At 71.8% G+C, this 12056-nt stretch carries 9 protein-coding genes; 2 read left to right on the top strand and 7 right to left on the bottom strand.

What is annotated here, in order from left to right; all coding sequences use genetic code 11:
- Nucleotides 1–109 precede the first annotated feature (109 nt).
- Nucleotides 110–1687 carry an N-acetylmuramoyl-L-alanine amidase gene (locus NAEX_RS54140; protein WP_177325931.1) on the top strand — a complete coding sequence of 526 codons (1578 nt, stop codon included), beginning with the start codon at nt 110–112 and terminating at the stop codon, nt 1685–1687.
- A 239-nt stretch (nt 1688–1926) separates the two neighbouring features.
- Here NAEX_RS54140 and NAEX_RS41780 read toward each other — a convergent pair whose 3' ends face one another.
- The 4 genes from NAEX_RS41780 to NAEX_RS41795 all read right to left on the bottom strand — a co-directional run bounded on the left by NAEX_RS41780 (nt 1927) and on the right by NAEX_RS41795 (nt 7702).
- Complete coding sequence (locus NAEX_RS41780) at nt 1927–3207, bottom strand: protein-disulfide reductase DsbD family protein (protein WP_170136464.1); 1281 nt, start codon at nt 3205–3207, stop codon at nt 1927–1929.
- Between the two features lie 122 nt (nt 3208–3329).
- Complete coding sequence (locus tag NAEX_RS41785; RefSeq protein ID WP_096333044.1) at nt 3330–5150, bottom strand: hypothetical protein; 1821 nt, start codon at nt 5148–5150, stop codon at nt 3330–3332.
- A gap of 135 nt (nt 5151–5285) precedes the next feature.
- Nucleotides 5286–5801 (bottom strand): MlaC/ttg2D family ABC transporter substrate-binding protein, encoded by a 516-nt coding sequence (locus NAEX_RS41790; RefSeq protein ID WP_170136465.1) that lies wholly within the window; start codon nt 5799–5801, stop codon nt 5286–5288.
- Nucleotides 5802–5968: 167 nt separating this feature from the next.
- Nucleotides 5969–7702, bottom strand: a complete 1734-nt coding sequence (locus tag NAEX_RS41795) for a TolC family protein (protein WP_143825729.1) — start codon at nt 7700–7702, stop codon at nt 5969–5971.
- 122 nt (nt 7703–7824) lie between these two features.
- Between NAEX_RS41795 and ygfZ the strand changes: the two genes are divergently transcribed.
- Nucleotides 7825–8733 (top strand): CAF17-like 4Fe-4S cluster assembly/insertion protein YgfZ, encoded by a 909-nt coding sequence (gene ygfZ, locus NAEX_RS41800; RefSeq protein ID WP_170136466.1) that lies wholly within the window; start codon nt 7825–7827, stop codon nt 8731–8733.
- A gap of 420 nt (nt 8734–9153) precedes the next feature.
- On the opposite strand, the gene NAEX_RS41805 is transcribed toward ygfZ, so the two are convergent.
- The 3 genes from NAEX_RS41805 to NAEX_RS41815 form a co-directional block, all read right to left on the bottom strand.
- Entirely contained in the window at nt 9154–9345 is a 192-nt protein-coding gene (locus NAEX_RS41805; protein WP_096333048.1) for a type II toxin-antitoxin system antitoxin, read from the bottom strand.
- A 6-nt stretch (nt 9346–9351) separates the two neighbouring features.
- Nucleotides 9352–10224 (bottom strand): SPFH domain-containing protein, encoded by an 873-nt coding sequence (locus tag NAEX_RS41810; protein WP_096333049.1) that lies wholly within the window; start codon nt 10222–10224, stop codon nt 9352–9354.
- Nucleotides 10225–10570: 346 nt separating this feature from the next.
- Nucleotides 10571–12022, bottom strand: a complete 1452-nt coding sequence (locus tag NAEX_RS41815; RefSeq protein ID WP_096333050.1) for an ATP-binding protein — start codon at nt 12020–12022, stop codon at nt 10571–10573.
- Nucleotides 12023–12056 lie beyond the last annotated feature (34 nt).

The following is a 12056-nucleotide window of genomic DNA, read 5'->3' on the forward strand; positions in this document are numbered from 1 at the left end:
GCTCTGCGTTTGCGCCGAGCCGCGAGGCCGCCCGTCCGCCGCCGTAGCAGGGCGCACAGGCGCGACACGGCCGGTTGCGTGGGGACAGGGCCGGGGCTAGCGTCGTCTCATGACGGGTGTCTCCACGGACCGGACGCGCCGCGCGGCGCTGTGGGTCGGCGCATCGGTTCTTTGCCTGTCCGCAGGGACAGCCGCGGCGCACCCGCTGGCGGCCGGTCCGCCGGAGCCGGAGCAGGAGCGCGAGGACGACCACTGGCGCCCGCCCGAGCTCGAGTCGTGGGCGATCGAGCCGCCGCCGCCGCTGGCCGCCGATCCGGAGTACCCGCTGGCCGTGGCGTTCGACCCGGCCTGCTCGTGCAACTACTCGGTGAACGGCATCACCTCGTACCAGCACGTCGTCGTCCACACGATGCAGGGCAGCTACGGCGGCACCAAGTCGTGGTTCAAGAACCCGGACGCGCAGGTCTCGTGCCACTACATCATGCGCTCGGTCGACGGCGAGGTCACGCAGATGGTCCTCGACAAGGACAAGGCGTGGCACGTCGGCTCGTCGAACGCGACGTCGATCGGCATCGAACACGAGGGCTTCGTCGACGACCCGGCCAAGTGGTACACCTGGGAGACGTATGTCTCTTCGGCCAGGTTGGCGCGCTGGCTGACGACCCGCCACGACATCCCGGTCGACCGCGACCACATCCTCGGCCACGTCGAGCTGCCCAACCAGAGCCACACCGACCCGGGCGGCGGCTGGAACTGGGACATGTACATGGGGCTCGTGCACGACGTGGTGCCGCAGGGCCAGATCCAGGTCGCCGTGGTCGACCGCAGCAAGCTGTGCACCATCACCGCGACGGCGAACACGTACCTGCAGCGCACGGCCGAGTCGATCGACCTGCTGACCGCGCCCGAGCTGTGTCCGATCGCCGCCGGGACGCAGGTGACGTACCTGCACGCGTCGGCGCCGATCGGGACGCGGCGGCGGCTGTTGATGGAGGCCGGGCAGGGGCCGTGCGCGGGCGTCAACGGGCTCGACGCCGAGGCGTTCGTCGACCCGACCCACTTCACGGCCATGTGCGCGCCGGCGGCGATGGCGGCGGTGGGCGCGACGGTCAGCCTCGACGGCGGGCCGGGGCTGGCGGTCGACGCCAACGGCTTCGTGTCCCTGCCGCCGGTCGGCCCGGGGTCGCACGCGCTCGACGTGGCCGGGCCGGGGCTGTACGAGCCGGCGTCGGAGCTCGTCGACCTGGCGGTGTACCCGGGCGTGCGCGTGGCGATCGCCGTCGATCCGGTGCCGGTCGAGCCGCCCGATCCGACCGGCGGCGGAGAGACGGGCGGCGGCGAGACGGGCGGCGGCGGCGAGACGAGCGCGGGCGAGGCGGGCGGTGAGGCCGAGGCGGGCGGCGAGGTCGGGGAGACCGGGTTGCCCGATCCGACCGAGGCGCCGACCTCCGGGCCGGGCAGCGGCGAGCCGACGACCGACGCTGGCGGCGGCGAGGCCGAGGCGGAGGCCGGCGGCGACGAGGCCGGCCCGCCGGTGCTCAGCGGGGCGGCGCTGCCCGACGGGTATGGGCAGGACGAGGAGGACGGCTGCGCGTGCCGCTCGGGCGCGAGCGGTGGCCCGAGCTGGTTCGCGGGGCTGGTGCTGCTCGGGCTCGGGCGTCGTCGGCGGCGCCGGCGACAGCAGTGAGAAGCCGTTGACTCGGCTGCGCGAGGGCGGCCGCCGGGGACAGGCCTTGCGGTCCGAGCGCCGGATCCGGGCGCCGGCGAGCGGCAGACAGGCGTCGGAGGCTACCGCGAGTCCGCGCGTCGCGGCGGGCCGTCCACGACGAGGCGCCTCGGCAGGCGCACAGGACATGTCGCGAAAAACATGTTTTTCGCGGCATGACGCGCGGGACATGGCCCTTCGGGCATGTCCCTACGCACCTGTCACTGGACCTGGGCGATCAGCGGGCCGAACTGGTCGGCGGGCGTGTACTTGTGGAGGTGGTGGGCCGGCTCGGGCATGGCGGCGCCGTCGCGGAGCTCGTCGAAGTGCTCGGTGAAGCGGACCTGCGACGGGAACACCAGCACGCTCGGCAGGGTCTCGCTGGCGAACGCGCGCTTGATGGTCTGCTTCTCCGGCGTCTCCTGGGTGACGTCGATCTTGATCAGCTCGAAGCGGCTCTCGAGGACCGGCTCGATCTCTTCGTGGTGGAAGGTCAGCTTCTCCATCTCCAGGCAGGGGGCGCACCAGGTGGCGCCGAAGTCGATGACGACCGGGAGGTTGCGGTCCTGGGCGCGGGTGAGCGCCTCCTCGAGCTCGGCGATCGTGTGGACCTCCTTCCACGAGCCGGACGGGACGTAGACGGTGTTGTTGATCACCACCTGGATCCCGAGCACCGTGGCGGTGACGGCCACGGCTTTGCGGGCCTTCTCGAGCGGCTCGCCGTAGAAGCTGAGGTGGATGGCGCCGGCGAACAGGCCGAGCAGGGTCAGCGCCAGGCCGAGCCACACGCCCCAGGCCGGGTCGGCGAGGAAGCGGCGCAGCTCGGGGCTGAGCGGGGCGAGGAACCACAGCGACATCACCAGCAGGGCGACGCCGAACACGCTCTTGACGTACTCCATCCACCGGCCGGGGCGGAACAGGCTGGCGCCCAGGGCCACGGCGAAGAACAGGGTGCCCATGCCGAGCGCATACGTGAACAGCAAGGAGGCGCCGTAAGCCAGGCTGTCGCCCTCGGCCGCGCCCTTGGCGATGACGGCGAGCAGCGACAGCAGCACGGGACCGGTACACGGGGCGGAGATGAAGCCGCTGACGAGGCCCATGAGGAAGGCGCCGACCGGGCCGGTGCCGCCGACGGCGTTGAGGCGGGTCTGCACCGAGGCCGGCAGCTGCAGCTCGAACGCGCCGAACATGCTGGCCGCGAGCGCCAGCAGGACCGCGACGATCGGCAGCACCACCACCGGCTCGCCGAGCCAGGCGCCGAACTGGCCGCCGCTGAGCGCCACGATCACGCCGAGCGTGGTGTAGAGCGTGGCCATGCCGAGCACATAGGCGCTGGCGAGGAACAGCGCGCGCCCGCGAGACACGCCCTTGGCCCCGAACACGGCGACGGTGATCGGGATCAGCGGATAGACGCAGGGCGTGAGGTCGACGAGGACGCCCTGGCCGAATGCCCAGGCGTAGGTGCTGAGGGTGGCAGCGTCGAACGCGTCGGTCGGAGACATGGTGACGACCTCAACCATACGACGCCGCGTCGCCGCCTGCCCGCGCGGCGCGCTCGGGCGCGCGCCGCGGCGAGCGTGCGGTCACGCGCCAACCGTGGTTGACACACCGCGCCGAGCCTCACCTAGCGGCCGCGCACGGGGCAGGGAAGCTCGCGGCCGGCGATCGCCTCGGCGTTGTTCAGCTCGTCCACGGTGGCCGGCGAGAGCGCCGCACAGCAGCCGTAGGCGCTGTGATCGCGGATCAGGCTGACGAGCAGGTCCTCCGGCAGGCCGTAGCAGCACGCGGGCACCACCGCCCGCGGGTCGTCCCGAGGCACGCAGGCGGGCATCGCCAGGCAGCTGCCGTCGTCGGGGTCGGTGCAGGCGACCCGCACGCTCGGGGTCGGGTCGGTGTAGTCGAGGACGACGTCGGTGCCGCGCAGCAGCGCCGTGCCGACCAGGCCGTCGAGCTGGAGCGCTTCGGGGCTGGTGTCGCGGCGGACGGCGGAGGCCAGGGGGTGATCCGCCGGGACGACGAGGGTCGGGATCCACAGGTTGGGATCGACGCGGCTGTCGCTGGCGACGAAGGCCTGCCCGACCACCGCGGCGGTGGTGAAGCCGGCCGAGCCCGGCGTGAGGTCGTCGGAGGCCGAGCGGCAGTTGTTCGCGGCGCTGCGCGGGACCTTCTCGCGGGCGGCCATGTGGCACTGCGAGCGGAGGGCGCGGAGGCGCACCTCGAGCCGCTGGCAGGCCGTCGGGCCGGTGGTCTGCGTCAGGCCGGGGACCAGGGCGAGGCTGCGGACGCGCAGCTCGATCAGCGGGCGCTCGGCGGTGCCGGCGGGCGGCCACCCGGGGGCGCGCAGCAGGCCGGCCTGTCCCATGCGACAGGCGGGAGTGTCGCGCTCGGCGCCGCTCGAGAGGCCGCCGTCGCCGAAGCACGGCGGCAGCTCGAGGCTGCCGAACATGCGGAGCGCGCTGTCCTCGAACAGCACCAGGCCGGGCAAGCCGGTGGCGATCAGGACCGAGGCGTCGTGGCCGTGATCGATGTCGCCGGCCGCCGGGGCGACCGCCTGGAGGCCGCAGCCGGCGCGCAGGTCGGCCCGCTCGACGCCGGTCGGCGAGCGGAAGCTGTCGGGCTTACCTGGCCCCGAGGCCAGCTCGCAGCTGTTGTTGCCGGGCGTGTAGACCACGGCCGCCGGCGGCGCGCCGAGGCAGGCGTCGAGCACCATGCGCGTCGACTGCAAGGCGCTCTCGGGGTGGTTGCGGTCGAACACGCCGAAGCTGGCGAGGTCGCAGTCGTCGCCGTTCGGCTGCTGGCACACGTCGTCGATCAGCTTGCCGAGCAAGAGGCCCGGGAACTGCAGCGGGAGGGCGGCGCTGCCCTGATCGGCGAGGGCGCTCTCGACGCCCGGGAACTCGCGGTAGAAGGTGATCTGCGGGCCGTCGCTGCCGCGCGCGTCGGTGAAGCGGACGGCCATCTGCCGCAGGACGTTGCCGCCGAGCACGCCGCCGACGAACGGCGCGGCGCTGGCGTCGCCGACCTGCCAGCCCCACGAGACGTCGGCGGTGGCGCGCGGCAGCCGGACGTACGGGGTCGAATCGAAGCGGAAGCGGGCAAACGCCTGCCCGGCCGCGCCTTCGATCGGCGGGTCGGCCAGCGCGTCCTCGGCGGTGCGGACCTCGAAGCAGCCGCGCACCGCGACGGGCTCGCCCTCGCCGACGAGGGTGGTGATCGGGCTGCCGCTGTCGACCACGAGCGGCAGGCAGGCGTCGGGCGGACAGCTCTCCGGCGCGATCGTGCAGACCGAGCTGCAACCACCGGCCGCGGCCTCGCCCGGACAACCATCGGGGCGATAGACGAGACGCGGCAGCGGAGAGGCGTCGCCGCTGCCGAGCGCGAGCGGGCGACCGAACTCGCCGACGATGATGATCTCGTCCTGCGGGCAAGCGCTCAGCGCAACCACGACGAGAGGCGCCGCCAGCGTCAGGCTGGGGCGCCTCGTTCGGGACGTGTCGGCGGCGCGGGCCACGACCTCCAGGCTAACACAGGCGAACCGGGGCGCTCGCGTCCCGGCACGGGGCGGGCGGCGCGTCGCGGCTCAGTTCTTCTTGGCCAGCTCGACCAGCTTGTTCTCGAGGCGCAAGATCAGCTCGTCGATGCCCTTGTCGCGGATGATCTTGTTGAACTCGAACTTGTAGTTCTTGGCCAGGCTGACGCCGTCGGTGACGATGTCTTCGACCTTCCAGGTGTCGCCCACGGCGTGCATGACGTAGACGACCTCGACGACCTCGGGCTTGCCGTCCCGCGTGAGGGCGATGTTGGTGATGACGCGGATGTCGCCGCCGACCTTGGCGTCCTCGCCGACGATCGTCAGCTCGTACTTCTTGTCGGTGCGGATCCGCTTGAGGTAGTTCTCACGGATCAGCTTGGTGAGCAGCGCCTCGAACTCGGCGCAGCGCGGGGCGCACTTGTTGGCGTAGCGCGCCGGGCCGCCGAGCGAGGCCTCGGCGAGGGCCTTGTAGTCGAGCAGCTGATCGACCTCCTTCGCCAGCGTCTCGGGGTCGGCCCGCTTCTTCACCAGCTCAAGGACCTTGCCGTGACGCTCCTTGAACACGGCGGAGGGCGATGCCGCAGCGTTCGCAGCCTCAGCGGCGGGCGCGTGCCCGAAGAAGACGAAGGTGGAAAGCACGAACCCGGCGATGAGACTGCGAGCGGAAATGGGCATGTTCGGCCTCGAAGGTGGGCGCTCGGACGGCAGCCCTGGGTGCGACATTCAGCCCGTCACGGGCGAGTTTCAAGGGCTTGAGGGGACGGAAATGTTGTTCGGGGCGCAGAGGCCGCCGTTGGACTGGGGGACGCCCCCAGGGAGGTGCCGACCGCGCGCGACAGGGCCGCGAGGGCGACGTTGTGAGCGTGGATGGCCTCGAATTGCTTGAAGCGCCACTCGGCCCAGCGGGTGAGGGCCTTCTCGAGTTCGGCGAAGTTGCCGCCGCCGACGGTCTGCTTGACCTGCTGGTCGACGACCAACTGCTTGGCCTTCCGGGTCGCCTGCTCGGTCAGTTTGACCGAGCGATCGGCGTGCTGCAGGTCGCGGTAGGCCTTCTCGACCTCGAGCCCGAGCAGGTAGCGCGCGGCCTCCCGCTGGTGCTCTGCCTCACGCCGCTCGGCCCGCGCCTTCTTGAGCCCGAAGTAGCTGTTGTGGAAGTCGAGGTTCCAGTTCATCGCGAAGGCGAAGATGACGCGGTTGTAGTTGAACCGGTCGAAGTAATAGAGCGCCTTCATGTCGCGGTCGGCCTGGCTCATGTACGAGATCTGCACCGACACCGCGATGCCGAAGTCCGGCAAGAACTGCGAGCGCGCGAACTTTTCGCCGGCCTTGCGCAGCTCGACCAGGCCGGCCGCCATCTTCGCCTCGGGCCGCTGCTGCGCGCCGAGCTCGCGGTAGTGCGGCAGCTCGCGCAGGCCGCCCTCGATGGTGTCGGTGACGAGCGCCCGCTCGGCGATGTCGAAGCCGACCGGCGCGGCTTCACCGGCGATCGTCCACAAGGTGGCGAGCGCGATTGCCTCGATCTTGCGGGCCTCGAGCGCGCGCTCCATCAGGGTGAGCTCGCCGAGCTCGACGCGCGGCAGATCGGCGGGATCGCGGTCGGGGTTCGACTCGTCGGGATCGGCGTCCTCGCTCTCGCCGAGGTCGACGAGGATCTGCCCCTTGGCCTCCTGCACGACCTTCCACGCCTCGTCGAGGATGGCGAGGCTCTCGCGCGCGAGCAGCAGCGCGGTGTGGGCCTGGTACACCCGCAGGACGGTCTCCTGGCGGGTCCGCTCCTTGTTGAGCCGGGCCAGAGCGACGCCCGCGGCCGCCATCTCCTTGCCGCTCTTGATCTTGCCGGAGGTGAACACCGGGATGATGAAGTCGGCGCCGAAGCGGACAGCGATGCCCGCTTCCTTGAGCTGGCGGAAGTAGCCGCCGATGGTGTCGACGTCGACGATGTTCGTCCCGTCCTGACCGGCCGGGCTGCAGTACTGGAAGTCGATCGCGTCGCCGTTGCCCGCGGTCTGCAGCTGGATGTCCTGGCAGCGGGTGTAGACGCCGGGCGCGAGCGCGGTGGTGGTCTTGATCACCGGCACCCACGAGAACTTGGCCCGCAGCAGCGTCGCCTCCATCTGCTCGATCTGCGCGTCGGCGGCCTTCACCAGCGGGTTCTGCAGGCCGTACTGGACGATCTGGTCGCGCGTCAGCTCGGGCACGCCGGGCGGGCGCGGGCCGTAGGCGTCGGTGCGCGCGGCGACCGGGAGGTTGAACGGCTGATCGGGCGAGGGCGGCGGCTGGCTCTTCGGACCTGTCGGTTTGGACGTGGTCGAAGAGACAGGCGCGGAGGCAGCGGGCGCCGGGGCGGCGGGCGCGGAGGCGGCGGGTGCGGGGGCGGGGGCGGCGGCGACGGGCGAGGCGACCGCCACCGCGAAGACGACGCTCCCGAGCGTGCGAACGAACCCTGCTGCCCTGGCCTGCGGCACGGGGACTCTTTTAAAGGGGGGTCGCCGCGGCGATCAAGGGGCGCGGGCCGGACGCGGGGGTGCGTTCGCCGCGAGGTGCTCGCGCTTGCGCGGGGCCGGGGGGAATTGCCATGGTTTCGCCCGTGACTCCGCTCCAAGCGTCCGCGGGCCCGCCGGGCCTGACATATGTCCGCCTCGCCGCGCTGCCGCACGGGCGTCGCATTTTGCTACGCCTGTCGGGCGCCGACGTGCGCCGCTTCCTCCAGGGGATCCTGTCGGCCGACGTCGAGGCCGCCAAGCCCGGCCACGCGCTGCCGGCCGCGATCTTGACGGTGAAGGGCAAGCTCGTCACCGAGGCGATCGTGCTGGCGTGCGCCGATGGGGCGCTGCACCTGGCGCTGCCGGCGGAGGCGGCCGACGAGGCGATCGCGCTGCTCGATCGCCACATCATCATGGACGACGTCGCGCTCGCGCGCGACGAAGGTGTCGAGTTCGCAATGGTGTGGCCGGAGCCGATCGCCGCGGCGGGCGTGGAGTGTCTGGCGACGCAGTACCCGGGCCCGGGCTGGCTGGTGTTCGGGGCGCCGGCGGCGGTGGCGGCGGCGCTGGCGAGCGCCACCGAGGTGTCGCCGGCGACGTGGGACGCGCGGCGGATCGAGGCGGCGGCGCCGGGGTGGGGCCGCGAGATCACGCCGGGCACGTTCCCGCCCGAGGTCGGGTTCGTGGCGGCCGTGAGCTACGCCAAGGGCTGCTTCATGGGACAGGAGCCGCTGGCGCGCATCCACGCGCGCGGGCAGGTCAACCGGGTGCTGGTGCGCGTGCACGCCGGGACATGTCCGGAAGGACCGGTCGAGCTGGCGGCGCCCGATCGCCCGCAGGCCGGGCACGCCGCGACCTGGGCGCCCGACCCGGACGGCGGCGCGAGCGGGCTGGCGATCGTGCACCGCAGCGCGGCGACGCCGGGGACCGTGCTGAGCGCGGCGGGGATCGGGCCGGTCGAGGTCCGCTCGGGCCCGCTCGGCGACGATCCCGGGATCAAGGGGCGCCAGTGAGGCGGCGCGAGGCGGCTGCCGTTCGGGACCTGTGAGGCGAGGCCCGGGCGGCGCGGCGGTCCCCGGGTGACGGCCGCTCGCACGTTCGCGCGCGAGGACCGAGCGCGGGCCGGGCGGGTCGCCGTTCCACATGGGCTTCAGAGCATGTCCTGAGGGGCATGCGGACGCGGAGCACGCGTTCGCGCGGGCGCGGGCCGGGTGGGTCGCCGTTCACAGGGGCTTCAGAGCATGCCCTGAGGGGCATGCGGACGCAGGTCAAGCGTTCGCGCGCGAGCGCGGGTCGTGCGGCTCTCGCTCGTTCTACATGTCCTTCAAGCATGTTCGAGCTGCTCGCCGCCCCCAGGCTCGTGGCACCTTCAGGTCACCGCGAGCCGCAGTCCCTGATACAAGGGCACGTTTTGAGGGACATGAAGGGGCGGTTCACTCGTCGTCCTCGCGGCTGCGGTAGGGGTCGGTCGGGCGCTCCTTGAGGCGGCCGGCGCTGCGCAGGGCCTCCTTGAGGACGAACTCGATCTGCCCGTTGATGCTGCGCAGGTCGTCGGCCGCCCAGCGCTCGAGGGCGGCGTGGAGCTCCGGGTCGATCCGCAGCAAGAAGCGCTTCTTCTCGACCATGGGGGCTCACGAGTAGATGTTGCCGGTGTTGATCACCGGCTGGGCCTCGCGGTCGGCGACGAGGGCGACCAGGAGGTTGTTGACCATCGAGGCCTTGCGCTCCTCGTCGAGGCGGACGATGCCGTGCTCCTCGAGGCGACGCAGGCCCATCTCGACCATGCTGACGGCGCCCTCGACGATCTGGCGGCGGGCGGCGACGACGGCCTCGGCCTGCTGGCGGCGCAGCATGGCCTGGGCGATCTCGGGGGCGTACGCGAGGTGCGAGAGGCGACAGTCGACGACCTCGAGGCCGGCGACGTCGAGCCGGGCCTGGACCTCCTGCTGGAGGCCGGCGTTGATCTCGTCCTGGTGGCTGCGCAAGGCGACCTCGCCGTCGTGCGAGTCGTAGGGGAAGCGGGTGGCGACGGCGCGGATGGCCGTCTCGCTCTGGATGGCGACGAAGCCGCGGTAATTCTCGACCTCGAGCAGGGCCTTGGCGCTGTCGGTGACGCGCCAGACGATCACGGCCGCGATCTCGATCGGGTTGCCGCGCGCGTCGTTGACCTTGAGCTTCTCGCTGTTGAAGTTGTGGACGCGCAAGCTGACCGGGTGTTTGGCGGCGAAGGGGTTGGCGAAGTGATACCCGGCGCCGGCGACGGTGCCGACGTAGCGGCCGAAGAAGACGAGCACCCGCGATTCGTTAGGCTGGTTGACGAAGAAACCACCGAGGGAGAGCAAGAGGACCAGACCGAGGACGATCGGCTGCCACACCTTGGCGACCTGCTGGGTCTGGGCGATGTCGACGATTGTGCTGGCGCACAGGCCGGCGAGGGCCAGCCAGACGAGGAGAGCGATGAAACCGTTGAGCGAAAACGCGCGCTGCTGCTGGATCGAGGTCATTCGGGGCTCCGGGGTGATGTCGGGATGATATCACTCTGATACTGGAGGCGCCAGACTGGTTTTTGCGGAGTCGCGAGGGGTCTGCCGATGCTCAGGCCAGTCTTCCGCGGATGAGGGCTCGGGGCGCTCGCACGTCAGCGCCCACGACCTCGTCCCTCGCAGCTCCACCGGTTCGGTCGAGGGGGTGGCGATCGAGCTGTCTGAAGAGACAGATCCATCGCCGGCCAGCGGTACTCGCTGTCCGGAGGGACAGGTCAGCAAGGATGGCTCTCGAGACAGGTTGAATCGGGCCTGTCCCGAGAGACGGAGAATCGGCGGCGCGAGCCGGGCTCGCCGGACTGGAGGCTCACTGGGCGGCCGGCGCGGCCGCCTCGCTCGCGGGGGGGTCGGGCGCGAGGACGTGGCGGTGGAGCGCGAGGTGGAGGTCCTCGGGGCGGATCGGTTTGGTCAGGTAGTCGGTCATGCCGGCGGCGAGGCAGCGCTCGCGGTCGTCGGCGCGGGCGTTGGCGGTGAGGGCGATGATCGGAGCGGTGCAGCCGGCCTCGCGCAGGCGGGCGGTCGCCTCGTAGCCGTCCATGATCGGCATCTGACAGTCCATGAAGACGATGTCGGGGCTGTTCGCCTCGACGGCGGCGACAGCGGCCAGGCCGTTCTCGACCGGGAAGACGGTGTGGCCCGCACGCTCGAGCAGGGCGAGGACGACGGTGCGGTTGATCCGGTTGTCGTCGGCGAGGACGATCTTCAGCCGCCGCTCGCTGGTCGGGCTCGTGCCTGTCCCCTGGGACAGGTCGTGCTCGCTGGCGACGGTGAGCGGGATCGAGGCGGTGAAAGTCGAGCCGCTGCCGGGCTCGCTCTCGACGTCGAGGCTGCCGCCCATGCCGCGGACCAGGGCGCGGCAGATGGCGAGGCCGAGGCCGGTGCCGCCGAAGCGGCGCGTGGTCGAGGCGTCGGCCTGGACGAAGCTGTCGAAGATCCGCGGCAGCTGCTCGGCGGTGATGCCGATGCCGGTGTCCTGCACGCGCAGCTCGACGGTGGCCTCGTCGTGGAGGAGCGGGCCGACGCGGATCTCGGTGCGGACCTCACCGGCGACGGTGAACTTCACGGCGTTGCTGACGAGGTTGGTCAGGACCTGGCGGATCCGCAGCGGATCGCCGAAGAACACCCGCGGGGCGCCCTCGGGGTAGTTGAGGCGCAGGCCGAGGCCCTTGTCGCGGGAGACGTACCCGAACATGGCGATCACTTCCTCGGCGAGCTTGCGCAGATCGAAGGGCGAGCGCTCGAAGGTGAGGTGGCCGGCCTCGATCTTCGACATGTCGAGGATGTCGCCGAGCAGCGCCATGAGGCCCTCGGCGGCGCCACGGATGGCCGCGAGGTAGGCCCGCTGCTCGTCGTTCAAAGGGGTGTCGGCGAGCAGGGCGGTGGTGCCGAGGACGCCGCTCAGCGGGGTGCGGATCTCGTGGCTGATGTTGGCGATGAAATCGCTCTTGGCCCGGCTGACGGCGTCGATCTGTTGCCGCGAGGCGTGCAGGACGGCCCGCTCGGCGGTCAGGTCGTGGATGAGGCTGTCGCGGACCCGAATGGCGTGGACACACCACAGCAAGAGGGCCCCCGCGGCGAATGCGCTGGCTGCGTAGAGGATCGGCTGACCACCGACGAAGAGGGCGACGGCGAGGCCGAGCCCGGCGACCCCGAGCACGAGCACCAGCAGCGGACCGATGCCCCGGCGGGGGCTCGCGCGCTCGGTGCCCGCGGGTGCGGGCAGGGCGGAGACCCGGTCGCTCGACGCCGCCTCACGCATCGCCGTGTACGATATCCCATTCGCGCCGTGGCAG

Origin of the sequence: Nannocystis exedens, from assembly GCF_002343915.1 — a bacterium.
GTDB lineage: Bacteria > Myxococcota_A > Polyangia > Nannocystales > Nannocystaceae > Nannocystis > Nannocystis exedens.